Origin of the sequence: Sphingomonas sp. SUN019, assembly GCF_024758705.1 — a bacterium.
GTDB lineage: Bacteria > Pseudomonadota > Alphaproteobacteria > Sphingomonadales > Sphingomonadaceae > Sphingomonas.
On the sequence record NZ_CP096971.1, the window covers coordinates 1,310,012 to 1,333,439 of the forward strand.

Consider the following 23,428-nt stretch of genomic DNA (forward strand, 5'->3'; position numbering starts at 1 on the left):
GCGCGCCCTCGAACCGAATATTCGACCGTCGGCGCGGCCGGGATCACAATGCTTGCCGGCGGCGCAGCCGTTGGCGGGGCGCGAGCGCTCGGCGGTGCGGCACTCGGTGCGGTGCGGGCCGGCACCGCGATGGGATCGGCAGCGTCGACTGCCTACACGTTTGGCAAGGACACCGCGTCATCACCGACGATGCCGGCTGGCCTTGGCGGCGTGGCGCGCGCCGTCGGCAATGCCGCCCGCGAGCGTGCCTCCGGCGCGCTCGGCCTGGGCGAAGCCGCTTCGCACGGGCGGGCTGCGGCCTGGAATGCCCTCAACCGTGGCGGCCGGGCTGAACCATCACCATCCGGCAACGCCGACGGTGCCCCCGCCTGGGCACGAGCGATGCGTGGCCAACAGACCGCCCGACATCACCGCCAGGTCGCTCTGCACGCCGTGCAGCAAGGCGATCGTGGCGGCGCCTCCGCCACCCCCGACATCAAGGAAAGGGACGACTGATGATCTTCAAGCGCGCCGTCCAGCGTTACGGACAAACCCCGGAGCCGGAGACGCCGTATCAGCGTGCCGGCCAAGTCTGGGACGATCGGATCGGCTCCGCCCGCGTGCAAGCGCGCAACTGGCGCCTGATGGCGTTCGGGTGCCTTGCGCTTACCGGCGGTCTCTCGTCAGCTCTCGTGTGGCAATCGGTGCAGAGCCGCATCACGCCCTATGTCGTGGAGGTCGACCGGCTGGGCGAGGCGCGCGCCGTCTCGGAAGCGCAAGCCGGCTATCGTCCCACTGACTCGCAGATCACATGGCATCTCTCGCGCTTCATCGCGAACGTCCGCGGCCGATCGCTCGATCCGGTGCTGGTTCGCCAAAACTGGCTCGAAGCGTATGATTTCACCACCAAGCGCGGCGCACAGTTTCTCGGCGACTATGCCCGAACCGCCGATCCCTTCGCCAATATCGGCGAGCGGACGGTGTCGGTTCAGGTTACAAGCGTGGTGCGCGCGTCGGACCGGTCCTTCCAGGTCAAATGGACCGAAACCGCCTATGAACGCGGTGCGCAGGCCGGGACGCAGCGCTGGACGGCGATCCTGACCGTCGTGATGCGGGCCCCCACCGATGCGGACACGCTCCGGAAGAACCCCCTTGGCATCTATGTCGATGCTGTGGACTGGAGCCGGGAACTCGATCCTCCAGCACAGTCGCGCCTGGCGCCGCCGCCTACTCCTCCTCCGCCGGCCCCGGCAGGCCTGCCGCTCGACTCTCCCCTCGATCCCAATCTCGCTGCTCCCACACAGCCTGCCCAGGAGTCACGCCCATGAAGCTCGTTCTCGCAGTGTCCGCCCTCGCGATAGTCGCGACGTCAGCGCCGGCTCAAACCAGGTCTCAGCCATCGTCTGAGCCGATTGCCGTTGCCACGGCATCGCCAGCGCCGAAGCAGCCAACTCGGCGAGCGATCGCCCGCAAGCGCGTCAACCCGGTGGTGGCGCGTGTCGCTGCTGCCAATCGTGCAGCCACGCTGGAGCCGCTGGCACAGGGCTTCGTGAATGCGGTCCAGGTATTCCCGTTCAGCGACGGCACGATCTACCAAGTCTACACCGCGCCCGGCGCCGTCACCGACATTGCCTTGCAGCCCGGCGAGAATCTTGTGGCGGTGGCGGCCGGCGATACAGTCCGGTGGGTCATCGGCGACACGACGAGCGGCACCGGCGCGGACAAGCGGACGCACGTCCTGGTGAAGCCGTTCACCTCCGGCCTCGCGACCAACCTCGTCGTCACGACGGATCGGCGGAGCTACCACCTCCAACTCACCGCAACGTCGCGCACCGCGATGGCTGCCCTGTCATGGACATACCCAGCCGACCAGCTGATCGCCCTGCGCCGGGCTGCCGACCAGGCCGCGGCAGCGGCCCCTGTTTCCGAAGGACTGGCGGTCGACAGCCTTCATTTCAACTACGCGATCAGTGGCGACGCAGCTGCGTGGCGGCCGCTTCGTGCGTTCGACGATGGCCGGCAGACGTTTGTCGAGTTCCCCGTCAGCATCGCCGTCGGCGATGCGCCGCCCCTGTTCGTCGTCGGGCCGACCGGCGACGCCGAGTTGGTCAATTACCGTGTCCGCGGCCGGTTCTACATCGTCGATCGAATCTTCGACGTGGCCGAGCTCAGGCTTGGCACCAGGAAGCAGCAGATCGTCCGTATTGCGCGCATCGGTGACGGCACCCCCTCGCGAAAGGGAAAGCGCTCATGAGCGACGTACCCGCCTCCCCTGCGCTGAAACTCGATCCCGAGACGTTGGCCATCCGGACCAAACCCGCACGCGCGATCCGCTTCCGTCGCGGCGTGATTATCGCCGTCGCCGCGCTCGGGTCCGTCAGTCTGGTCGTCGTCGCATGGATCGCGCTGAAACCACGCGTCTTCCGCTCGATCTCAGACCGCCCGGAACTGTCCGAGCCGAGCAACCGTCCATCGACCGACACCCTGAACAGCTTGCCGGCAACCTATGGCGATACTCCGAAACTCGGCCCACCGCTCCCCGGTGACCTGGGCAGGCCGATCCTCGAAAGCCAGCGCCGAATGGCGATGGAGACCGGCACCGCCAATGATCCGTCGGGCCAGTCGGCGGCGCAAGAACGGGAGCGCCGGCTTTCGGAGTTGAGGGCCGCTCGCCAATCGGGGGTGTTGGTGCGAGGCCGCACCGCCACATCACCGACTGGCGTAGCCGACGCGGCGGCAACGCCGACGATCCCGGCGGCCGAGGCATCGGGCCAAGCCATCGACCCCGGCCGGGACCCGAATGACCAGGGGCGCAAGGCCCAGTTCGTCGGCACGCTCGATCGCTCCGGGGACATCAATCCGCACGCGCTGGCGGCAGCCCCGTCGCCATATCTGCTGTCGGCGGGCAGCGTGATCGCGGCTAGCCTGATCACCGGCCTGCGGTCCGATCTTCCAGGACTGGTGACGGCACAGGTGACGAGCCAGGTGTTCGATAGCCCGACGGGACGCACCCTGCTCATTCCACAGGGATCGCGGCTGATCGGCAGGTACGACAGCGTGGTCGCCTTCGGGCAGAAGCGTGCGCTCATCGTGTGGCAACGGATCATAATGCCCGACGGCAGCTCGCTTCGGATCGACAATGTCCCGGCAACCGATGCTTCGGGCTACGCCGGCCTGCAGGACAAGGTCGATTTCCACACCTGGGCGCTGCTCAAGGGTGTCGCGCTGGCCACGGTGCTCGGAGTCGGGTCCGAGCTGACGGTCACGGGCGAGAGCGATCTCGTCCAGGCGATCCGCGAATCCACCCAGCAGAATGTGTCGCGCGCCGGCGAGCAGCTCACGTCGCGCAATCTCGACATCCAACCGACGATCACGATCCGGCCCGGCGCGACCGTTCGGCTCGTCGTCCACAAGGATCTCATTTTTGCGCCGTGGCGCGGCGTCGGAGGCTGACATGCCCGAACTAAAGCTTGGAAAACTGCCAGACCGCACTCCGGTCAAGATCTCGTTGACGATAACGCCTGACCTACAAGCCGCCCTGCAAAGCTATGCCGCGATCTACGCTGAGATTTACGGCGTCGAGGAACCGATCGTCGAACTGGTGCCCGCGATGCTTGCGGCATTCCTTGAGAGCGATCGCGCCTTCGCTCGCAACCGATCGACCAGAAAATGAGTGTCGACCCAGAACTTCCCGATCGCTTCGTTAAACTCGACGAGGTCAAGCGACGCGTCGGCCTAGGCAAGTCGATGATCTACCGGCTGATCCTTGAGGGCAAGTTTCCAGCGCCCTATAAAATTTCGCCGTCCGCTTCGCGATGGAGCAATCTGGAGGTTGTCGCTTGGATCGATGATGTGAAAGACGGCTTCGAAGGAAAAAAGCGCAAGGTTTGATCATCGCTTCCGGTTCGCTTTAGTCGACGGCAACATCCCGCCAGACTTTCCGCGGCAGCCAAAGAGAATGACTTACTCCGTAGCATTGTCATGGATTTGAGCCCGTACAACGCCCCATGTTTTCAAGGCCCCGGCGCGTGATGAATCGCCGCGGTTTAGGTGCTTCCGCACTTGCTTTGTATCGTGGGTTCGATTACCAGACCGGGAACCGAACTGAGCCGACAAGTAACGGTTTTCAGGCGGAAAGGTTGACGAGGTACATTCCGAGGTATCGCGGAAATTGGGATAGATCAGAAACGCGGCAAATTAGTCGTTTAGCTGATTAGTTCGAATCCCTCCCGCTCCGCCAGCTGGTCAGCACATTTGTCGCGCCTAGCGAGAATTCGCTGAATTGGGCGCAGTTCCGCGGCTTTTCCACGTTGAATGGTAGCACAGAGAATTTCTCCGCCGACCAAACGGGACCGCTTTAGTCCGCGTTCTCTACGGCCCTTGCAGCCAGTACCGAATCCACAAGCCGCTCTCCGCGGCGTCAAATCCCCGGGCAAAACTACGCAGTCAGCGCGCGAAAATCCGTGCGTGCAGGGTAACCTGCAGGGAAACTTGCGAGCGAGCATGCGCCGCGGACACACCGCGACGATACGATCCCCCGTAGGCCGGTAATTCTGCGCACTTGATGCATGGAGTCGAGCAGGGAATTTTTCTAGCCGCTGCACGCAATCGACACATCGGAGCAGGCAACTTCAACTCGACGTCGCGGCGCGTTTTAACCCGCACGCGAAAGTCGAAAAAACACCGGCCGGTTAACTCAATCCCCGTGGGCCAGGAGCATCGGCTCTGCGATCCGCCCGATAAAAATTGAAAGGTATCGGCCGACGCTTTTGTTTGGCCGATCCGAGGGATTTCAGATGGCCCAATTGATAGCAAAAAAAACACCGCATGTGAGACGCGCTGAGCGATTTTTGAAGATCGAGTATCTGCCAGTTGCGGCGCTCACGCCCGACCCGAAAAATGCCCGCAAACACTCCAAAAAGCAAATCACGCTGCTTGCGGCCAATATCCGCGAGTTCGGCTTCACCAACCCACTTCTAATCGATGAAAAACAGCAGGTGATTGCTGGGCATGCGCGGCTCGAGGCGGCCGCATCGGTGCCGCTCGAGCGGGTGCCGTGCGTCAAAATCGATGGTTTGACTAACACAGCACGAATGGCGCTCGCGATCGCCGATAACAAGATCGGTGACATGTCGACGTTCGACCTCGAAATATTGTCTGCGACCTTGGCCGACCTGGAAATGCTCGACTTTAACGTTGAGCTGACCGGGTTCGAGACTGCGGAGATCGACCTGTTACTCGATCAGTCGGCGACCACAAGCCGCAGTAGCGCCCCCGACCCGGCGGACGTGGTGGAACCGATCGACCCGAATGCGGCCGCGGTATCATCCGTCGGCGATCTGTGGATGCTTGGCGACCATCGCCTGCTTTGCGGCGACGCATTGTCGGCGGGAAGCTTTTCCCAGCTGCTCGGCAACGAGCTAGCCGACCTGATTTTTTCTGATCCGCCTTACAATGTCCCAATCGATAAGAATGTGAGCGGTTTGGGGAGAGTGCGCCACCGTGAGTTCGCCATGGCCGCGGGCGAAATGTCGTCGCGGGAGTTCACCAACTTCTTAAGCACAGCGCTCGGACTGATGGCTAAGTTCAGCCGTGATGGTTCGATCCACTACGTGTGCATGGACTTCCGCCATATCGGCGAGCTGCTCGAAGCAGGCGGTTCGGCCTACGACGAGCTCAAGAATATGTGCGTATGGGTTAAGGGCTCGGGGGGGATGGGATCCCTGTACCGCTCCGAACATGAACTAGTTTTCGTGTTCAAGAAGGGCAACGCGCCGCACATAAATAATGTGCAGCTCGGTAAATTCGGCCGTTACCGGACGAATGTTTGGCGCTACCCGGGGTTGAACAGCTTCGGGCGCCAGCGCAACGAGGAACTCGCGAGCCATCCGACGGTCAAGCCGGTGTCGCTAGTCGCCGACGCGATCCGCGATTGTTCAAACCGCGGCGGTCTGGTGCTCGACGCATTCGCTGGCTCGGGTACCACCATCATCGCTGCCGAACGCACGCGGCGGCGGGCAGCCGCGATCGAGCTTGACCCGCTTTATGTCGATACCGCGGTCCGCCGCTGGGAACGGTTCACAGGCAGGGCGGCAACGCTGAACGGTGACGGCCGGACGTTTGCCGAGGTCATGACCGAGCGCGGCGCGCTCCGCCTCGATCAAGCGGTGGCGGGGCTATGACGAAGAAGGTCGGATACAAGAGCCCGCCCGACCACACGAAGTGGTCGAAAGGGCAGAGCGGCAATCCGAGCGGCCGCAAGAAGGGGCAGCGCAATCTCGTAACTGACCTCGCGGAGGAGATGGCCGCGACCGTGCAGGTCACCGAGGGTGGCCGACCACTTAGGCTCACCAAACAACGTGCGCTCATAAGAGGATTAGTCGCACGTTCGATCAAGGGGGACGCACGCGCGGTCGCGCAGCTACTCCAGCTGCTCGTGCGGCTGCCCGTCGACGAGACCGCAGACCCCGCAACTTCCCCGGCCGACGCAGACGACGAGGCGATCATCGCCGCCTTCCTCGCGCGCCGTATGAAAGGAACACCTGAAAAATGACTGATACTCAAGTCGTCAACGCCGTCCTGCGCGCCGACTTCCACGCGTTTAACACGCGCGTGTTCCAGACGCTCAACCCGTCCGAGGAGTTCAAGGACAATTGGAGCATCGAATCGATGACCTGGTGTCTGGAGAAAGTGCGCCGTGGAACGGTCAAGCGTCAGATTATCAACGCTCCTCCCAGGGGGCTTAAGTCGATGCTTACGTCGGTCGCGCTCCCCGCGTTCGTCTTGGGGCACGATCCCGGCGCGAAATTCCTATGTGTGTCGCACTCGGCCGATCTGGCTAACCGGTTCGGCCGCGAATGTCGGCGAGTGATGGAGAGCGATTGGTACCGCCACATATTTCCCGACACCGTACTCAGTAAGACAGCTGAGGACGCAATGGAGACCACCGCTGGGGGCGGGCGTAAGGCCTCGTCGCTCGAGGCGGGGTTAACCGGTCATGGTGGCAACTATATCATTATCGACGATCCGCTGCCGGCTAACGAAATCACTTCGCCAGTGGCGCGTCAAAAGGCGATCCGGCTTTACCGCGAATCGCTTCACAGCCGGCTCGACGACAAGGCAAATGGTAAAATCGTGCTTGTCATGCAGCGATTGCACGAGGACGATCTGACCGGATTTCTCATGGATCAGCCGCGGTTCGAGCGCCTGATTCTGCCCGCCGTTGCGCCCCGCGACGAAGACTATGAGCTTTGGCATGGGCGAATCCACCATCGCCGGGAAGGTGATCTGCTTCACCCAGAACACGAACCGGCGGAGGTTATTGATGAGACGCGTGCGCTATATTCGGCGCACGGATTTGCAGCGCAAATGCAGCAGGACCCGGTCCCGGACAAAGGCAATAATCTGAAACTCGCCGGCATGCCGCGCTACACCACGGTACCGCCGCGCGGCGAAAGGCGCGTGACGATTTCGTGGGACACCGCAATCAAGGGCGTGCCCGAGGCGGATTTTTCGGTAGCGACTGTGTGGAGCGAGCAGCATGACAGCCATTATTTGCTCCATGTGCACCGGGTGAAGAAGGATCTGCCGCAGCTCGTCGACGACGCGATCATGCTAAACGAGCGGTTTCGACCCGACTTCACGCTGGTCGAAGCGCAGGGCTCCGGCTCGAACCTGAACGCCTACCTCCGCGCGCAACATATCTACCCCACGGAACTGCGTCCTAAAGGCGACAAAGAAACACGCTTCTCGTCAGCCAGTTATTATTTCGAAAAGGGCCAAGTGGTGTTTCCGCTCGACGCTGCCTGGCTGACCGACTTAGAGCGAGAACTGCTGCAGTTTCCTAACGCCCGTCATGACGATCAGGCTGACAGCGTTAGCCAGTATCTCAATTGGTCGCGAGATCGAGGGCAAACTGGATTCATCTACCACGGCCTCGACCTCGTGGAGGACCCCACACCCGAAACGCTGACGGATCTCTTGCTCGGCCTCCGGTATCTTTAACGGGCCGCACTCATTCCTCGGGGATCGCCTCGATAAGCTGTGACGCTGGTACGCCCAGCGGCACGGCAAGTCGATCAAGAATGGTGAGCGAAGGGTTCCGCGCAGCGCGTTCGAGATCGGATACGTAGGTTCGGTGTATGCCGGCCTCGAATGCGTAGCGCTCCTGCGACCACCCCCGCTCGATGCGAAGCCGCTTCATATTGGTCGCGAGGCGCTGGCGAATATCCACGCCAGCGACAGACATCGATGTCGACGATCCATCTACAGACGATCAGAGACATTCTCGTTGACTTCCTGGCGTCGCCAAGCATCACCTGTGTCACTGATCGACGACATTAAGGAGCGCAGATGCGAAAGTTCGGGAAGATTATCACGATCGGGCTGGCAGCCACGCTCGGCGCCTGCGTATCGATGGGGCCGGATTATGACCCGGCCGTGGTGGATCAGCTGACACCTGGGATGGCGAAGGCGGAGGTGGTCGCGCGGCTGGGTCGCCCGACGACCACCGCCAGCCTGCCTGACGGGCGCCAGCAGCTAATGTGGGTTCATTCTCGTGGAACGATGCTCGGCACCGCCCGAGCGCGTTCGGTGCTGCTGATATTTAGTGCCGACGGGAAATACATCGGCCTGGTCAGCCAGACGAACACTGAGATCCGGTAGGCGATGGCAACTCTTGATCCAGCACCTCCGCCCCCCGGCGACGCCATTAAAGCGCGCCTGGTAATCGTTGCAATTCTGCTCTTGCTAGTGCTGATCGGGTTCTCTACCTGCTCGCGCCGGAGCGCGGCCGATCAGCCTGGCGTACCCAGCACTGCTATCTACCGGGCGGCTGCTGAGACTCTGGTGAAGCAGCACCTGCGTGATCCGTCATCGGCTGAATTTAGCGACGTGCGCGTCGTTCCGGCTGCTGGAAACAGCCCGTCCGTCGTGTGCGGTAAAGTGAATGCAAGAAATGGATTTGGTGGCATGGCCGGTACGCAGCGATTTGTGGCTGGTGGCACCGTGACAGTCGAGGGCGAGATCGGCACCGAAGCAATGACGGAGCTTTGGCGACGGTCCTGCTGATAATATGGCTTTTGACGCCTCTAATTCCGTTCCAGCAAAAGCTGGATATGGACTTCCATTCCGGGTGGCGGCTCCTGGCCGCGGAGGTGATATGGACCATGCGCACGAAACGATCGACCGACTGTGCACGCTCGCCGGTATGATCATGGAAGATACAATCGAAACAGCGTTAGTGCGCGATTTAGTTCAGACCCATGAGCGGATTACCCAGCTTGCGATCGCGGGTGGCGATATCGTTAGGCTAGCTGAAGCAGCCGCGGTTGTATTACGACGATGGGATCACTGATTGATCGAACAAAGAACCACCTAAGGTGACGTCGTCAACCTCTCAAAACGCTACTTTGTGGCGACGCGGATTTTGCGTCAGGGCGGTTACTCGGGGTTTGATCGGCCGACCCACTAAATTCAATTTTAAGGCCAACTTTACGCAGTTGAACGCCGCAGCTGTGCGCTCGATAGCCCACGTGGGCGTGGAGGCAGCCGTTCCCGTTAAATGACGTGCTCAGACAGGGATTCCACGCCGTGCAGGAGGCTTAAGCAGCTAAGGGGGCCCGGCGCCCGTACTCAACCTCCTAACCACGAAGTCGCCGCCGAGCCGAAGCCCGCCTTGATCCACGCTGTGCCCCAATCCGTTGCAGACATGAGCCGTCACATCGATACCCAGCCGCTCGCGGCGGGGTTCACGTCACAGACGCTGCCGACACCGCCCGGCGGCAGTGTTGTCTACGAGTCCGGTGACGGCGTGCCCCTGGTCTTCCTCCACGGTATCGGAGGTGGCGCATCGTCCTGGACCTGGATCTTCGTCGCGGCGGCTTTTGCCGGCACACACCGCGTCGTCGTGCCCGACTGGGTCGGCTGGGGCGCCTCCGACCACCCGTCGCGCTTCATTCTGTTCGACGATTATGTCGCGTCACTGGAAGCATTGCTCGACGACCTCGGCACCCCGGCGATCGTCATCGCCCAGTCGCTGGCGGCCGGGTTTGCGCTGGCGCTGGCGGAGCGCCGGCCCGACCTGTTCGCCAGGCTGGTCCTGCTGACGCCATCGAGCGGTAAGGACTTCGGCGAGGATGCGTTCGGGCCGCTGGCGCGCACGACCATTACGCCGTTCGCCGGACCGGCGGCGGGCTTCACTTTCTACCGGCTGTTGTTCCACCGGCGCGCGTTCATCGGCGGATGGCTGCGACAGGAAGGGTTTGCGGACCCGGCCCTCGTCACCCGCCGGATCGTCGACGCCTTCCTGTTCAACGCCCGCCGAGAGAATGCCGCATGGTCGGCGCTACCCTTCGCCAACGGCAGCCTGCGATACGACATCGCGCCGTTGCTGAGGCGCGCGCGAAACGCAGGTTGGCGTGGCGACGGGACGCAGGCTCGCCGCGCTGAGGCCGAAAATCCCCTTCACGCTGATCGACGACACCAAGGCGTGTCCCGACCTCGAACGACCCGCGGCTGTCATCGACGTGATCCGCGCCGAAATCTGAATCCTGTCGAAACACACCCACCCTGCCGCACATGACGATGAGCACGTGCAATCACGCTCACCCATCGACAGTCCGTCGACAGACGGACATCATCAGGCGAAAGGCAATTCCGATGCACTACATGCTGCTGTTCAACGAGACTCCCGAGGAACTGGGCAAGCGCTCTGACCCTGCGCAGGCCGAGGCGTATTGGGGCGGCTGGAATGCCTATATGGGTGCGCTGGCGCAATCCGGGGCGATGGTCAGCGGCAACGGGCTGCAGCCGCCGGAGGTCACGACCACGCTGCGCGTCGAGAACGGTACGCGCCACGTCGTCGACGGACCGTTCGCCGATACCAAGGAGATGCTGGGCGGCTACGTTATCCTCGATGCACCGGACCTCGACGCCGCGCTCGAATGGGCGGCGCGTGCGCCGTGCGTGACGGCGGGCTCGGTCGAGATTCGCCCGGTGCTGCCGCCGCCTGCCGCCTGATGGACGCGGCCTGCGACGCCGTCGAACGGGCGACGCTCGCGGCCCGCGACTCCTACGGCAAGCTGCTGGCGATCCTTGCCGCGCGTACCCGCGACATCGCCGCGGCGGAGGACGCGCTGGCCGACGCGTTCGCCGCCGCCATTGCGCAGTGGCCGCGGGACGGCGTGCCGGCCAATCCGGTCGGCTGGCTGCTGACCGTGGCCCGGCGGAGCGCCAGCCACGCGTCGGCACGGCACCACACCGCAGACCGCAACACGGCGGTGGTCAGGATGCTGGAGGATGAACGGGCCGACGCGACGGCTGACGACTATGGCGACGACCGGCTGAAGCTGATGTTCGCGTGCACGCATCCGGCGATCGCGGCGGACGCCCAGGCCCCGCTGATGCTCCAGGCCGTGCTCGGCCTCGACGCCGCACGGATCGCCGCAAGCTTCCTCGTAGCGCCCGCCGCGATGGGTCAGCGTCTGGTGCGCGCCAAGCGCCGCATCCGTGACGCCGGCATCGCCTTCACCATTCCGGAAATGGCGGACATTCCGCAGCGGCTGTCGGCGGTGCTCTCCGCGATTTACGCGGCCTACGGCACGGCTTGGGACGACGTGGCCGGCGCTGACCCGAAGCTGGCGGGCCTCGCCGACGAGTCAATCTGGCTCGCGCGGCTGACGGTGCAGCTGGCACCCGATCAACCGGAGGCGCTCGGCTTGCTGGCGATGATGCTCCACTGCGAGGCGCGGCGGCTGGCCCGGCGCAGTCCCGACGGCGGTTTCATCGCGCTGCGCAATCAGGACGTGACCTTGTGGTCGCGCGAGATGATTGTGGAAGGCGAGGCGACCCTCCGCGCCGCCGCCGGCGCGGCAAGGCCGGGCCGTTTCCAGACCGAGGCCGCGATCCAGTCGCTCCACGCGGAGCAGCGCATGACCGGAGAGCGCCTGCAAGCCCCGCTTGTGCGGCTCTACGACCTGCTGTCTCGGTTCGCCCCCACTACCGGCGTCCTCGTCGCACGCGCCGTCACGGTGGCGGAAAACGGCGATACCGACGCGGCGCTATCGCAGTTGGACGCAATCGGCGGCGCGGAGACCTATCAGCCGTGGTGGGCGGCGCGCGCGCGGATCCTGTGGCTGAGCGGACAGGCGTCTGCCGCTCGCGAGGCGGCATCCCGTGCCGCGGGTCTAAGCAGCGATAACGGCATCCGCCGCTTCCTGCTGACGGAGGGATATCGAGACGGTTAGCGAGAATAGTCGTGCGATCATCTTCCCCGCTGTCGAAACGACGTGCGCCCGCCGCACATCGCTACGTCAACGATGGAGGACCGACATGAACCAGAGTGCGATCGAACGCGGCAAGGCGCCCGCATGGCTGCTGATCGTGGCGAGTCTGGGCGTCGCTTGGAACGCTTTCGGCATCGTGCAACTCGCCGACTTCGTCACGCAGACGAACGAGAGCCTGATGATGAAGGGGATGAGCGCCCCGGCGGCGGACCTCTACTACGGCCTCCCACTCTGGATGAAGCTGGCCTTCGCGCTTGGTAGCATCGGCGGCCTTATTGGCAGCGTCCTGCTGGGTCTGCGCCGCGCCGCTGCAGTGACGGTGCTGGCCGCGTCGCTGGCCGGCTACGTCGCACTGTTCGAAGGTGACTATGTTTATGGGGTGTTCGAGGCGATCGATGGCCAGATGGCGATCCTGATCGTGGTGGTGGTGATCGCCCTCGGCCTGTCTGGGGCGAGTATCGTGGCGCGCCAGCACGCGCTGCTCGCATGATCCGCGGAGGCGGGGATCGCGACACCAAACTTCGTAGGCTGCTTTCCCCGTTTCATCCTGCGGGACGGGTTTCGAGAATAGGTACGCTTTCCCGCTTCTCGATCGTTTTCGGGACAGCTCGCGGCGTAGCAAGCGGCAGCTATCCGCTGCGGGGATCCTGATAGCCGCCTGACATAAATGTCCTAATGTCGGTCGTTCCCGTCGACAATTCGGGCCGGATCAACAGACGGCAGGTTTCGGGCTTCGCCGAGGTTAGCCTGAACGTCTGAAAATGAGGCGCAAAGCGGTCGCTGCTTGCCTGATGAACGATCGTCCGCTTGCGCGTATGAATGCCCGAAAGCGGACAGGCAGCTTCCCCAAAATCGTGGCCGACGACGACGCCTGAACGAACGGCGGCTTGACCCGTCGAATGGCTGGGATTGAAGGCGCACAGCCGCCAACGAGTGCCGAGTGCAACCGAACTTAGTTTGCGATCAACTCGCGAACCCGATTTGCCAGCGCATCCATAGCAAACGGCTTGGTGAGGACATGCATCCCGGGTTCGAGCTGACCATTGCCGATCACCGCGTTTTCGGCATACCCGGTGATGAAAAGCACCTTCAAGCTGGGTCGATCGACGCGGGCCGCGTCAGCAAGTTGGCGCCCGTTCATGCCCTTTGGCAACCCGACGTCGGTCACAAGCAGCTCAATCGCCGATCGCGACTTAAGCAACGCCAGCCCCTCGGGTCCGTCGCACGCTTCGATGGTTTTGTAACCGAGATCGCCAAGCACGTCGGTGATCAGCGCCCGTACGGCCGGCTCGTCATCCACGACCAGCACCGTCTCGCCATCGGCCGACGGCAAGTCCGCGAGCCGCCCCTCACGATTGTGCTCCGTCTCGTCGTCCGCATAGGCACGCGGGAAATAGAGCGTCATCGTCGTGCCCTGCCCAACCTCGGAATAGATGCGGACCTGCCCGCCCGATTGCCGAACGAACCCGTAGATCATCGAGAGGCCAAGCCCGGTGCCCTCACCGAGCGGCTTCGTCGTGTAGAACGGATCGAAGGCACGACTGATCGTATCGGGTGACATACCCGTGCCGGTGTCCGTGACCGACAGCGCGACATACTGGCCTGCGGGCACGTCGCGCTCGCGCGCCACCTTCTCATCAAGCCATTTGTTCGCTGTTTCGATCGTGATCCGGCCGCCGTCAGGCATCGCGTCGCGCGCGTTAATGCACAGATTGAGCAGGGCGTTCTCAAGCTGGTTGGGATCGATCAGCGTCGTCCACAGGCCGGCCGCGCCGACGACTTCCAGCTCGATCGCTGGACCAACTGACCTGCGCAGAAATTCGTCCATACTTGTGATCAGCCGATTGATCCCGGTCGGCTTCGGGTCGAGCGTCTGTCTGCGCGAAAAGGCCAAGAGACGGTGCGTGAGCGCAGCGGCGCGCTTCGTCGCAGAATGCGCCATCTCGAGATATTTGCCGATCTCTCCGGAGCGGCCTTGATCGACGCGGAGCTTGATCAGCTCGAGGCCGCCCGAGATCCCGGTCAGAAGATTATTGAAGTCGTGGGCCAGGCCGCCGGTCAGCTGACCGACCGCCTCCATCTTCTGCGCCTGACGAAGCTGCTCTTGCGCCTCCTCACTTTCGCGCGTTCGTTCCTCGACCTGTCGTTCAAGCGACTCCGCTAGTTCGGCAAGTGAATTTTCGGCGTAGCGCCGCTCAATGGCGGCTTGGGTCCGGTCCGCCACGTCGCGAACAAACGTCAGATCGTCCGCGCTCCATTCGCGAGCATTCCTATCGTTGAGATAGAGCAGGGCGACGAAATCGCCATGATCGACCACCGGCATGTTGATGAATGCACGGGCATGAATGCCTTCCAAACCCGCGGCACCGTCGACGGTGCGCGGATCGGTTCGCGCATCGGCGATCGCAACAACGTCGCCGCGCTTCAAGTCCTCTATGTACGATCCATAATCGCGAAAGTTGAGAACCCCGGCCAGGCTATCGGTCCCCGGCTTGTTCCAGTCGCGCTCGACCGTGATGGTTTCCGCCACCGGATCGATGATCCCGTACCCGGATCGGCTCACGCCGAAGGTTTTGCCGAGAATCTCGGCAGCGATGAACGACATCGCCTCGGGGTCGAGCGTTTGACGCAATCCATCACCGAGTGCCAACAAGGCGGCTCGGCGGCTTTCGGTCCGGTGCCGTGCCGTGATATCTCGCGATACCCCGACCATGCGTAGCGGTCGTCCAGCGACGCTATACTCCAGTCGGCCGTTGACCTGCACCCAGTGCGTTGATCCGTCCGGCCAGACGCAGCGATACTCAATATCGTAGTCCGCGCTTGATTCGAGCGAGCGTTGCACCGCTGCCCTCATCCGCGCGCGATCGTCCGGGTGGACGGCATCAAGCAGCTCTTCATAGCTGAACGAGTCGGTGCCGTTGCGCCCGTAATGCGCTTTGCACTCCGGAGATGCTGCTAGTGTCGTATTCTGAAGCTCGAGCGACCATGCTCCAAGTCCGCCAGCGCTGAGCGCCACGCGCATCCGCTGCTGCCCCTCCCGAATGTCTTCCAGTCGGGCGCGCGCTTCGTACTGACGCAAACGCGCGCGTCGTGCAGCACGGGCCAGGCTGATCAGCGTCGTCGGATGGAATGGTCGTTCGAGAAAGGTGACATTTCCCAGTGTCTCAAGCAGCCGCACGGCACCGGGATTGCGCTCCAGTCCGCCGCCACGGGCGGTGAGCACGATGAACGGAAAGTCGGACCATTCGGCTTGGTCCGCCAGGAAAGCGGCAAGCTCGCGCAGATCGGCTCCGCGCATCGCTTCCTCCGTGACGATGGCGAACCCGGCACCGTCGCGCAACGCCTTTGCGAGCGACGGTACATCCGCAGCTGCCGCCGCATCCAAACCAGCTTCTCGCAGCATCGCCTCGGCGACGGCGGCATCGCGACCGTGCGGCGCTAGGATGATGGCGCCTTCCGAACTTGTGCGGTTCAAAACGACATCACGCTTTTTTCATGTCGAGAAGCCCGGACGCGTCCCCCACCAGGTCGGGCACGCCACGCAGGATGCCTTGGAAGCCGGTGAGTGGTTCGCCCAGCGTGATGCCATTCCCGCCGATCATGAATTCCCTTATGGTGTCCTCGTGTGCGCTCGTCCGCTTCTTAACGATCGAAATCGCGCGACGGACCCGACCCAAGGCCTCGAAATAGCGCAGCAGGATCACCGTATCGGCAAGGTAAGTCACATCAACCGGCGATTTCATGTCGCCGACGAGGCCGTGCTGGGCGACCGTCAGGAAGGTCGTGACGCCTTGCCTGTTCAGATACTGCAGCAGCTCGTGCATGTGCAGGATCAGCGCCTGTTCTTCGGGCATGGCCGCCTGGTAGCCATTGAGGCTGTCGACCACGACCGTACGTGCGCCATTCTTCTCGACGCGAACCCGGACCCGTTCGGAAAATTCGCCGGGGGTTAGTTCAGCTGCGTCGATCTGTTCGATCACGAGTTTGCCGGAGTCCACCATCGCTTGCAGGTCGATGCCAAGCCCCTTCGAGCGCTCGAACAGAAGACCCAGTTCCTCGTCGAAAACGAACATCGCCGCGGTTTCGCCACGCTCGATGGCCGATTGGACGAAGGTCAGGGTCAGCAACGACTTGCCCGTACCGGCTGGCCCGAGGATCAGCGTACTTGCGCCACGTTCGAATCCACCCCCGAGCAGCCCGTTTATCTCCGGGTTATTGATTGGGACCGTCTCACGCCTGAACTTGGTGTGGTGTTCGGATGAAACGAGTCGAGGGAAGACCCGAATACCTCCGGTGTCGATCACGAAGTCATGAAAGCCTCCGCGGAAGCGGCGACCTCGGTATTTGAGCACGCGCATCCGCCGACGTTCGGCGCCGTAATTGGGCGATAGTTCCTCGAGGCGAATGACCGCATGCGCGACGCTGTGCACGGTCTTGTCGAGCACATCGGCGGTGAGGTCGTCGAGCATCAGCACGGTCGCCTCGTGATGCGAGAAGTAATGCTTCAGGGCGAGGATCTGGCGGCGATACCGCAGCGAACTTTGCGCCAGCAGTCGGATTTCCGACAGGCTGTCGAGCACAACGCGAGACGGCTTCACCCGCTCGAACGCTTCAAATATGCGCTTGGTCGTCTCGCCAAGTTCGAGATCTGACGAGTAGAGCAAGCTCTGCTGCTGCTGATCATCGAGCAGGCTTTCCGGCGGCACGAGTTCGAACACCTCGAAGCCCTCACCGAACGTCCAGCCATGCGATGCAGCGCCGTCGCGCAACTCTTCCTCGGTTTCGGAAAGCGTGATGTAGAGACCCTTTTCGCCCGCTTCGGCTCCTGCCAGCAGGAACTGGCTGGCAAGCGTGGTCTTGCCTGTTCCGGGACTACCTTCGATCAAAAACAGGCGCCCTTCCGAGAGGCCGCCAGCGAGTATTTCGTCCAGCCCAGCAACGCCGGTCGTGTGGTTCGTCATCAATCCCCGCCTCTTCACGACAAACTCGTATCAGCTCGGCTTCGTCAAAGCCTTGCCTCGCGTCAATCGACGAATGTCAGAACTGTCCTTAGGACAATAGCAAACACAGCCGGTTGATCGCGACCAGCGGCGCGCTCAGTCGATGTTTCGTCGATGCGGTACGACTGAAATGAAGCGCGCCGCTGCGGCCCTGGATTCGATGGACGAGCGGCCGCTCAGACCATCTGAGCGCTTGAAGTCGGCTGGTCCGCATCCACCAATCGCCGCCGCCAATCGTCTTTCGCCCGCGGCCCGCTCGATCCAGCCCGGGACTGCGATAGCTTGGAAAAGTTTCGCGTGCTCGCCATCAGAATCTAACGCGCGGCAATTTCATTTGTTATCAGCAAGAGTAATCATCTACTCCCACAATCCTGACGGCTCGCCGCATAGGCAGCATGCGCTAATTTACCCAGCGGGTATCGTCGTCGCGCGCTTCTGTTTGCGCTACATCGTATGTCGCGGCCGCTTCGGCTTCAGGAGCCCGCAAGATCAGAAATTTCTGTGCGTTCACCGAGAGCCTGCCTCGCTGCTAAGGCCTGAGCCGATCAGCGAGCATCTTTATTCAGTAAATTACGGAACGATGGGTCCCCGCGATTGTAAGTGCCGACCCAGAGCATGGGTTTCTCCTGGCCCGGTCAGAAATGGCCGGGCCTTTTTTGCCGTCGCCTGCGCGGCCGTGGCTAGATCGCCCGTCGATCGTGTTCGGCGCTCCCGTGTGCCGCCTCGATCATCGCCCGGGCCACCAGATCGTAAGCAGCCCGCCAAGCCTCCCGCGTTGGCAGATCGACCTCCGGGCTTGAGATGCGGTCGATCATCCAGAGCAATGCATCTCCAACCATCGGATAGTGCTCCGCTCTCGCGCCGTAGGCGACGTGACGAACGGCTAACTCCCGAAGTGCGGGAAGAACATCCTGTTGGTGGCTAAGGCCAGTTACGATCCTGGCGAGCGCGGCGATCAGCAGGCGTCCCTGCTCTGCTATGTCGTCCTTGAAGAGGCTTCGGGTTTCGGGTGCGAGCTCGAACAGCCGGTTATAGAACGCGAGGGACGCCTGATCCCCTGCGCGCAAAACCATCTCGAAACTCCGCCGGATCAATTCAACCTGTTCTTGTCGCATAACCCTCCAGGACTGCGCGATGTAGGAAAGTTTCAGTGCCAGCGATGTGCGCAAGCGGCCTGATCGCCCTCGACCTTGATGGTCGGAGACTGCCATCATTAATCAATCGCCATGTCTAGCGGTATTCCTAACTCCTAACGAAGCTGGCTATCCTTGCTGGCCCGGCGGTTGATCCCTCCAGCCCGCCGATCAGCGTCCTGAGACGCTTGGCAACCAATGCAGGTTCTGGCCCCCGGAAGGGCTTGGCGACGGGGTTCTGGAATATCCTCACCGCACATGACGCAATACGGTGTGCCGAGGCCGGTCGGCATTCGTAAGCGCGCGGCCATCACGGCATCCGAGACCGTGTCCTCAATCTGATCCTGCACGGCGCCATCGCCAGCCCAGCCACTCGCCACTGGTTCGCTCCTGCTCATGTCGTGACCATCTTGTATCAAGCGCGCAACTGGGCTCGACCCGATGGACTGATTTGGGTCAGTACGTCTGGCGTACCGGGAAAGGGACGAAGCCCAATCCTGCGCGTTTATCGGGACATCACCCAACCCAAGACCGAGTGCTCCGACGATGGAAATTCATGACGACGCGTTTCGCGTGAATACGGAGGCCGGATTGGTGATCCTTGATGGGCCGCGCGGGATGGCGCTTACCCTAACACCCGGCGCAGCGATACGGTCCTGCAAGCTGATTATGGATTGCGCGGCAATAGCAGCAGCGGACCCGGCTAGCGCCCGGCCATCGCAGCAGTGCAATTCCGCATTGTCGCCCAAGTCATAACGCGCGGAACTGGTATTATGCCGCCGGCAGCAGGAGCATTCGCTGCTGCTGCCAACACGCCGGGATAATCGTGTCCAGCGTTACCGTGCGCGCCGATACTCCGGTCCGCAGTGCGCCCGCGAGAATCGCATCGACCACCGCGGGGCTAAGGAACGCCAGCCGCAGCACACGGGTCAGATAGGACGAGCTGATCCTCTCCTTCGCGGCAAGTTCCACAAGCCCCAGTTCGCCCTCGCGAAGCACGCCCCACCAACGCCGGGCCTTGATAACCAGCCCGATCAGCGACACGTCGACGACCGCGGCAGGCGCGCACCCATTGGCCTGCACCAGCCGCACCGCGCCGCCGGTGCGGGTCAGCCGCAGCGCCGAGTGCAATGTGGTGACCGCGAGCGCCTCGCTACCTGCGCTCAGCTGCAAGTGCGCCGCGACCGCTGCGGTCGCGAGGTCGATCTCGACCGCGTCGTCGTGAATTCGGACCCGCGCAATCATCGCGCGCAGCACGGCCCGGTCGCTCTTCGCGGCATGCCGGGCTACATCCACGCTGCGTTTGGTAAGCGGATGGATGTCCGCCGGGCGGACTATGAGCCCGAGGGTCGCCGCCAGCGCCAGCGGATCATCGAACGCGCGTGAGATCGTCCGTGCGACCGCGGTCTCGATCTCGAGCGCGGGGATCCGAACCCCCGCTTCGTTATCACCGCCCCCGTGATGCACGGCACGGCTGACGTAGTAGCGGTATCGCACCTTGCCTTTGCAGGCATGGGTCGCGATCAGCGGAACCCCGGCTGCATCGACGATCAACCCGGCAAGCAGGCTCGGGCTTGCCGCGCGGGCAGCGCGCCGCTCGCCGCGGACATGCGTGTCAAGCCGGTGCTGAACAGCGTCCCAGGTCGCGCGATCGATGATCGCTGTATGCAGGGCAGGATAGACGTGCCCGTTGTGATGGACCTCGCTGACATAGGCGGGGCATTTGAGGAACGCATGGATCTGCCCGCGCGTGAACACGACCCCGCCGAACGCCTTGCCGCTACCGATCCGCGTGCGCACCGGTGCGCCGATCCCTTCTCGTGCCAGCTGCTCGGCGACCAGCCGGACGTTGCCGGTCGCGATGTAGCGCGCAAAGATGTCGCGCACGATCGCGGCATGCTCCTCGACGATGGCAAGGCTGCGCCCGTCCGGCCGGTAGCCAAGTGGCGGCGTGCCGCCCATCCACATGCCCTTCGCCTTCGAGGCCGCGATCTTGTCCCTGATCCGCTCGGCGGTGACCTCGCGCTCGAACTGCGCAAAGCTCAAGAGCATGTTGAGCGTCAGCCGTCCCATGCTGGTCGTGGTGTTGAACGACTGGGTGACGCTGACGAAGCTGGTGCCCGCCGCATCAAACGCTTCGACCAGCTTCGAGAAGTCGAGCAGCGAGCGGGTCAGCCGGTCGACCTTGTAGACCACGATCGTGTCGATCCGCCCGCCTGCGACATCGGCGAGCAACCGCTGGAGCGCGGGGCGCTCGAGCGTACCGCCCGAGATGCCGCCATCGTCATAAATCTCGGGGAGCAGCGTCCAGCCTTCGGACGCCTGGCTCAGCACATAGGCGGCGCACGCTTCGCGCTGCGCATCCAAGCTGTTGAAGTCCTGCTCCAACCCCTCCTCACTCGATTTGCGCGTGTAGATCGCGCAGCGGACCCGCTTCATGCCGCCTTTACCTTCTGCTTCAGCCCGAAGAACGCTGGGCCCGACCAGCGCGTGCCGGTGATCGCGCGCGCGACCTCGCTCAGGCTGTTCCAGTCGCGGTCATTCCAGCGGATCACCCGGTCCTCGCCGACTGTCACGATGTGCACGACGCCGTTCCATTCGCGGACCAGCCGCATGCCGGGCACCGCGGGCGAGGTTCTCGTGCTGGCCGCCGCCAGCTGCGTCAGCTTGCCGAACGTCGCCCGGCTGTGTCCGCCGAACATCTTGGCCTGGATCTCCCAGCCGAGCGCCAGCCGCAGCATCGCCGGGCTGACCTTCGGGACGACCTGACCGGTGACGCTGACCCACTGCGCGCGCAGCTGCGCCGACGACATGGTCGCCAGCGCCGCCAGGCTGACATCGAGCTTATTCTGTGCGATCGTCATGCTTACACCACCGCGATGATGCGATAGCAGGTCGTCTCGTCGCGTTTGCTGCGCTCGATCTGATGCCCCTTCTTGCGCAGCCCGGTGAGCGCCGCACGCATGGTATGCGCCATCCAGCCGGTCGCTTCGATCAGCTCGATCGGGGTTGCGCCTTTGTCGCGGCGCAGCAGTTCGATAACTTGCTCAATCTTGCTGCCGCTGCGCAGCACGCTCGTCACGCTGACCGTGACCAGCGGTGAGCTCTCGACGATGATCGCGTGGTCTTCGGCACATCCGGTCCGGCGTTGTCGATCAGGCCGCGCCCCGCATCGGTGATGGCGAGGCCGATCCGCTGATCGCTGTCCTCGCGCCAGACGCGGACCAGAACGGTCTCAGGCTGTTCGACCACAAGCGCATGCTTGAGTAGCGGGGTGATCGCCTTTGCCACCTCGGCGGTCTTGTCCCTGATGCAGTCCTTCAGCGGAAACACATTGCCATCGTCGCGCGCGGCGGCGGCCGATAGCAGGATCAGCTGGAGGTCAGTGAGTTTGAGATTCTTGGCCATGAATGGTCTCCGGAGCGGGACCAACACCATCGTCGGCCCCACCACCCAGAGCCCCGCCGATCACCCGGCCGGGGCAGGAGCCGCGCTGTTCGCGGCCCCGTTCACACCAGCACCAATGCTTGCTGTTGCAGCGAAGTCGAATGAAATGGGCGGATCGGATGCAGATTGACTGGTTCTACCATCGTCGGCTGCTCGAACGCATCGGCACATCCCGCCTGCCGAAACCAAGGAGGGTGCTGTCAAACCAAATGCACCGCCATTCTCCAAGTTGGTTAGTTGACGCCTTTAGCGGCAGAAAATGGCACTTCGTTCTCGACGCGACGCATTATCGTTCTCATGCTTCGGCGCGCGGAAGCGGCCAAACGGGCGGAACGAACCATATCCGGCTTAGTCTGACAGTACCGTAGGCGGCGAGCACGGTCGTGGTCTTGACGGTCCCGGGCGATCCTTGCACGCCGATCACGGCCGCGCGCGACATCGGCCGATCAGTTACGCCGCGTGGATTTCCAATCTCGCAGCGCGCACCCGCACACTTGCGCCACAGAAGCGCGGGCCGAAGTCGGCGTCGGAGGTAATCGCTCTGGGGCGCTGAGATTCCAAGTCAATAATCAGCGGTGCGCTACGATAGCATTACCGATCAGGTACGCCGACGCGACATTCTGACACTCTCCGCCCATGCTCATCGCGCGCAAGTTGAACGAACACGTCGATCGTGACCCCGACATAGCGCGCGATATCGGCACGGCTCAGCGTTGTTCCGCCCTCCAGGATTAACAGCGCTAGCTGCTCGACCGCCCCATCGACGCTGTCAGCGTGGATCGTGGTCATCGATCCGGGATGACCCGTATTGACCGCGCGAAGAAACGCGAACGCCTCGCGCCCGCGCAGCTCGCCGAGGATGATGCGATCGGGCCGCATCCGCAGCGATGCGGACACTAGGTCGTTTGTGGTAACATCGGCCTCGCCCAGCGCGCTCCTCGCTGCCAGAAGACCGATCGCGTTAGTATGCTGCAGTCGGAGCTCGGCGGTGTCCTCGATCAGGATCAGGCGTTCCTGCGCAGGAATCTCACCGATCAGGGCGTTGAGGAACGTCGTCTTGCCAGTCGACGTCCCGCCCGAGATGAGGACGTTAAGCCGCCCACGAACCGCCTGGCGGAGCCCCTCGGCGATTTCGCCGCGGTCGACCAGTTTCGCGACTGCCTCGACAATCGGCTGCGTCGCAGAGGATTGCGTTTGTACATCGTCGAACGATCCTGAGGTAATATAGTGCTCGAGCGTCAGGTTCGTCGAGACGTGCTTGCGGATCGCCAATGCCATGGGCCCGCGGGTCGCCGGAGCCGCGACAACCTGGATCCGTGACCCGTCGGGCAGACCCGCCGACAACAACGGGTGTTCGCGACTGATGCCCTGATGATTGTATGATGCGACCTGCCGCGCGAGCCGCAGCAATGTCGTTTCGTCTAGTTCCGCGATCTCATGCCGCTCGGTCGCCCCGCCAAAGCGTCTCCAGCCACATTTCGCCGGGCCGGTTGACGTATATGTCGGTGACATCGCTCCGCCCGAGCGCAGGCAGAAAGGGGTGCAAGGCAGCTGCGCAGATACACCCATTCGTCGACGGCGGTCT

At 63.1% G+C, this 23,428-nt stretch carries 26 protein-coding genes; 16 read left to right on the top strand and 10 right to left on the bottom strand.

Going from position 1 to position 23,428, the window contains the following annotated elements:
- Positions 1 to 48 precede the first annotated feature (48 nt).
- The 9 genes from M0208_RS06410 to terL all read left to right on the top strand — a co-directional run bounded on the left by M0208_RS06410 (position 49) and on the right by terL (position 7,983).
- Positions 49 to 495 (top strand): hypothetical protein, encoded by a 447-nt coding sequence (locus M0208_RS06410; RefSeq protein WP_258890893.1) that lies wholly within the window; start codon positions 49 to 51, stop codon positions 493 to 495.
- On the top strand, positions 495 to 1,307 hold the full coding sequence (gene trbF, locus M0208_RS06415; protein ID WP_258890894.1) for a conjugal transfer protein TrbF: 813 nt from the start codon (positions 495 to 497) through the stop codon (positions 1,305 to 1,307). Before M0208_RS06410 ends, trbF begins: the two co-directional genes overlap by 1 nt.
- On the top strand, positions 1,304 to 2,233 hold the full coding sequence (gene trbG / locus M0208_RS06420) for a P-type conjugative transfer protein TrbG (protein ID WP_258890895.1): 930 nt from the start codon (positions 1,304 to 1,306) through the stop codon (positions 2,231 to 2,233). The genes trbF and trbG overlap by 4 nt, the downstream gene beginning before the upstream one ends.
- Positions 2,230 to 3,432 (top strand): TrbI/VirB10 family protein, encoded by a 1,203-nt coding sequence (locus M0208_RS06425; protein ID WP_258890896.1) that lies wholly within the window; start codon positions 2,230 to 2,232, stop codon positions 3,430 to 3,432. The genes trbG and M0208_RS06425 overlap by 4 nt, the downstream gene beginning before the upstream one ends.
- Before the next feature lies 1 nt (position 3,433).
- Positions 3,434 to 3,652: a DUF2274 domain-containing protein gene (locus M0208_RS06430; protein WP_258890897.1), complete on the top strand. Its 219-nt coding sequence runs from the start codon at positions 3,434 to 3,436 to the stop codon at positions 3,650 to 3,652.
- Positions 3,649 to 3,870, top strand: a complete 222-nt coding sequence (locus M0208_RS06435; protein WP_258890898.1) for an AlpA family transcriptional regulator — start codon at positions 3,649 to 3,651, stop codon at positions 3,868 to 3,870. Before M0208_RS06430 ends, M0208_RS06435 begins: the two co-directional genes overlap by 4 nt.
- Before the next feature lie 905 nt (positions 3,871 to 4,775).
- Positions 4,776 to 6,161, top strand: a complete 1,386-nt coding sequence (locus M0208_RS06440; protein WP_258890899.1) for a DNA methyltransferase — start codon at positions 4,776 to 4,778, stop codon at positions 6,159 to 6,161.
- Positions 6,158 to 6,532 carry a DUF5681 domain-containing protein gene (locus M0208_RS06445; RefSeq protein WP_258890900.1) on the top strand — a complete coding sequence of 125 codons (375 nt, stop codon included), beginning with the start codon at positions 6,158 to 6,160 and terminating at the stop codon, positions 6,530 to 6,532. The genes M0208_RS06440 and M0208_RS06445 overlap by 4 nt, the downstream gene beginning before the upstream one ends.
- Complete coding sequence (terL, locus tag M0208_RS06450) at positions 6,529 to 7,983, top strand: phage terminase large subunit (protein WP_258890901.1); 1,455 nt, start codon at positions 6,529 to 6,531, stop codon at positions 7,981 to 7,983. The genes M0208_RS06445 and terL overlap by 4 nt, the downstream gene beginning before the upstream one ends.
- A gap of 10 nt (positions 7,984 to 7,993) precedes the next feature.
- On the opposite strand, the gene M0208_RS06455 is transcribed toward terL, so the two are convergent.
- Positions 7,994 to 8,227: a helix-turn-helix domain-containing protein gene (locus tag M0208_RS06455; RefSeq protein WP_258890902.1), complete on the bottom strand. Its 234-nt coding sequence runs from the start codon at positions 8,225 to 8,227 to the stop codon at positions 7,994 to 7,996.
- Between the two features lie 104 nt (positions 8,228 to 8,331).
- Between M0208_RS06455 and bamE the strand changes: the two genes are divergently transcribed.
- From bamE to M0208_RS06490, 7 genes are all read left to right on the top strand, one after another.
- Positions 8,332 to 8,643: an outer membrane protein assembly factor BamE gene (gene bamE, locus M0208_RS06460; RefSeq protein ID WP_258890903.1), complete on the top strand. Its 312-nt coding sequence runs from the start codon at positions 8,332 to 8,334 to the stop codon at positions 8,641 to 8,643.
- Between the two features lie 3 nt (positions 8,644 to 8,646).
- Positions 8,647 to 9,048, top strand: a complete 402-nt coding sequence (locus tag M0208_RS06465) for a hypothetical protein (RefSeq protein WP_258890904.1) — start codon at positions 8,647 to 8,649, stop codon at positions 9,046 to 9,048.
- 91 nt (positions 9,049 to 9,139) lie between these two features.
- Positions 9,140 to 9,334 (top strand): hypothetical protein, encoded by a 195-nt coding sequence (locus tag M0208_RS06470; protein WP_258890905.1) that lies wholly within the window; start codon positions 9,140 to 9,142, stop codon positions 9,332 to 9,334.
- Positions 9,335 to 9,688: 354 nt separating this feature from the next.
- Complete coding sequence (locus M0208_RS06475; RefSeq protein WP_258890906.1) at positions 9,689 to 10,561, top strand: alpha/beta fold hydrolase; 873 nt, start codon at positions 9,689 to 9,691, stop codon at positions 10,559 to 10,561.
- Positions 10,562 to 10,638: 77 nt separating this feature from the next.
- A complete protein-coding gene (locus M0208_RS06480; protein WP_258890907.1) occupies positions 10,639 to 10,998 on the top strand; it encodes a YciI family protein in 360 nt (119 codons plus the stop codon).
- Positions 10,998 to 12,224, top strand: a complete 1,227-nt coding sequence (locus M0208_RS06485) for an RNA polymerase sigma factor (RefSeq protein WP_258890908.1) — start codon at positions 10,998 to 11,000, stop codon at positions 12,222 to 12,224. The genes M0208_RS06480 and M0208_RS06485 overlap by 1 nt, the downstream gene beginning before the upstream one ends.
- Positions 12,225 to 12,309: 85 nt before the next feature.
- Positions 12,310 to 12,753 carry a hypothetical protein gene (locus M0208_RS06490; RefSeq protein ID WP_258890909.1) on the top strand — a complete coding sequence of 148 codons (444 nt, stop codon included), beginning with the start codon at positions 12,310 to 12,312 and terminating at the stop codon, positions 12,751 to 12,753.
- Positions 12,754 to 13,215: 462 nt separating this feature from the next.
- On the opposite strand, the gene M0208_RS06495 is transcribed toward M0208_RS06490, so the two are convergent.
- From M0208_RS06495 to virB11, 9 genes are all read right to left on the bottom strand, one after another.
- A complete protein-coding gene (locus tag M0208_RS06495; RefSeq protein WP_258890910.1) occupies positions 13,216 to 15,738 on the bottom strand; it encodes an ATP-binding protein in 2,523 nt (840 codons plus the stop codon).
- A 7-nt stretch (positions 15,739 to 15,745) separates the two neighbouring features.
- Entirely contained in the window at positions 15,746 to 17,224 is a 1,479-nt protein-coding gene (locus tag M0208_RS06500; protein WP_258890911.1) for an ATPase domain-containing protein, read from the bottom strand.
- A gap of 719 nt (positions 17,225 to 17,943) precedes the next feature.
- Entirely contained in the window at positions 17,944 to 18,432 is a 489-nt protein-coding gene (locus tag M0208_RS06505) for a globin domain-containing protein (protein WP_258890912.1), read from the bottom strand.
- Between the two features lie 80 nt (positions 18,433 to 18,512).
- Complete coding sequence (locus tag M0208_RS06510) at positions 18,513 to 18,776, bottom strand: DksA/TraR family C4-type zinc finger protein (RefSeq protein WP_258890913.1); 264 nt, start codon at positions 18,774 to 18,776, stop codon at positions 18,513 to 18,515.
- A gap of 391 nt (positions 18,777 to 19,167) precedes the next feature.
- Positions 19,168 to 20,835 carry a recombinase family protein gene (locus M0208_RS06515; RefSeq protein ID WP_258890914.1) on the bottom strand — a complete coding sequence of 556 codons (1,668 nt, stop codon included), beginning with the start codon at positions 20,833 to 20,835 and terminating at the stop codon, positions 19,168 to 19,170.
- The gene (locus M0208_RS06520; protein ID WP_258890915.1) at positions 20,832 to 21,260 is read right to left on the bottom strand and encodes a DUF2924 domain-containing protein; all 429 of its coding nucleotides are present in this window, start codon (positions 21,258 to 21,260) and stop codon (positions 20,832 to 20,834) included. The genes M0208_RS06515 and M0208_RS06520 overlap by 4 nt, the downstream gene beginning before the upstream one ends.
- A gap of 2 nt (positions 21,261 to 21,262) precedes the next feature.
- Entirely contained in the window at positions 21,263 to 21,469 is a 207-nt protein-coding gene (locus M0208_RS06525) for a DUF3489 domain-containing protein (protein WP_258890916.1), read from the bottom strand.
- Between the two features lie 5 nt (positions 21,470 to 21,474).
- Positions 21,475 to 21,804, bottom strand: coding sequence for a hypothetical protein (locus M0208_RS06530; protein WP_258890917.1), 330 nt, complete (start codon positions 21,802 to 21,804; stop codon positions 21,475 to 21,477).
- Positions 21,805 to 22,434: 630 nt separating this feature from the next.
- Entirely contained in the window at positions 22,435 to 23,412 is a 978-nt protein-coding gene (virB11, locus tag M0208_RS06535) for a P-type DNA transfer ATPase VirB11 (RefSeq protein WP_309546985.1), read from the bottom strand.
- Between the last annotated feature and the right edge of the window lie 16 nt (positions 23,413 to 23,428).

Excerpts from the sequence above, each read along its gene's own strand:
- M0208_RS06410 (WP_258890893.1), top strand. The coding sequence starts at position 49 with ATGCTTGCCGGCGGCGCAGCCGTTGGCGGGGCGCGAGCGCTCGGCGGT.
- trbF (WP_258890894.1), top strand. The coding sequence starts at position 495 with ATGATCTTCAAGCGCGCCGTCCAGCGTTACGGACAAACCCCGGAGCCG.
- trbG (WP_258890895.1), top strand. The coding sequence starts at position 1,304 with ATGAAGCTCGTTCTCGCAGTGTCCGCCCTCGCGATAGTCGCGACGTCA.
- M0208_RS06425 (WP_258890896.1), top strand. The coding sequence starts at position 2,230 with ATGAGCGACGTACCCGCCTCCCCTGCGCTGAAACTCGATCCCGAGACG.
- M0208_RS06430 (WP_258890897.1), top strand. The coding sequence starts at position 3,434 with ATGCCCGAACTAAAGCTTGGAAAACTGCCAGACCGCACTCCGGTCAAG.
- M0208_RS06435 (WP_258890898.1), top strand. The coding sequence starts at position 3,649 with ATGAGTGTCGACCCAGAACTTCCCGATCGCTTCGTTAAACTCGACGAG.
- M0208_RS06440 (WP_258890899.1), top strand. The coding sequence starts at position 4,776 with ATGGCCCAATTGATAGCAAAAAAAACACCGCATGTGAGACGCGCTGAG.
- M0208_RS06445 (WP_258890900.1), top strand. The coding sequence starts at position 6,158 with ATGACGAAGAAGGTCGGATACAAGAGCCCGCCCGACCACACGAAGTGG.
- terL (WP_258890901.1), top strand. The coding sequence starts at position 6,529 with ATGACTGATACTCAAGTCGTCAACGCCGTCCTGCGCGCCGACTTCCAC.
- M0208_RS06455 (WP_258890902.1), bottom strand. The coding sequence starts at position 8,227 with ATGTCTGTCGCTGGCGTGGATATTCGCCAGCGCCTCGCGACCAATATG.
- bamE (WP_258890903.1), top strand. The coding sequence starts at position 8,332 with ATGCGAAAGTTCGGGAAGATTATCACGATCGGGCTGGCAGCCACGCTC.
- M0208_RS06465 (WP_258890904.1), top strand. The coding sequence starts at position 8,647 with ATGGCAACTCTTGATCCAGCACCTCCGCCCCCCGGCGACGCCATTAAA.
- M0208_RS06470 (WP_258890905.1), top strand. The coding sequence starts at position 9,140 with ATGGACCATGCGCACGAAACGATCGACCGACTGTGCACGCTCGCCGGT.
- M0208_RS06475 (WP_258890906.1), top strand. The coding sequence starts at position 9,689 with ATGAGCCGTCACATCGATACCCAGCCGCTCGCGGCGGGGTTCACGTCA.
- M0208_RS06480 (WP_258890907.1), top strand. The coding sequence starts at position 10,639 with ATGCACTACATGCTGCTGTTCAACGAGACTCCCGAGGAACTGGGCAAG.
- M0208_RS06485 (WP_258890908.1), top strand. The coding sequence starts at position 10,998 with ATGGACGCGGCCTGCGACGCCGTCGAACGGGCGACGCTCGCGGCCCGC.
- M0208_RS06490 (WP_258890909.1), top strand. The coding sequence starts at position 12,310 with ATGAACCAGAGTGCGATCGAACGCGGCAAGGCGCCCGCATGGCTGCTG.
- M0208_RS06500 (WP_258890911.1), bottom strand. The coding sequence starts at position 17,224 with ATGACGAACCACACGACCGGCGTTGCTGGGCTGGACGAAATACTCGCT.
- M0208_RS06515 (WP_258890914.1), bottom strand. The coding sequence starts at position 20,835 with ATGAAGCGGGTCCGCTGCGCGATCTACACGCGCAAATCGAGTGAGGAG.
- M0208_RS06520 (WP_258890915.1), bottom strand. The coding sequence starts at position 21,260 with ATGACGATCGCACAGAATAAGCTCGATGTCAGCCTGGCGGCGCTGGCG.
- M0208_RS06530 (WP_258890917.1), bottom strand. The coding sequence starts at position 21,804 with ATGGCCAAGAATCTCAAACTCACTGACCTCCAGCTGATCCTGCTATCG.
- virB11 (WP_309546985.1), bottom strand. The coding sequence starts at position 23,412 with ATGGGTGTATCTGCGCAGCTGCCTTGCACCCCTTTCTGCCTGCGCTCG.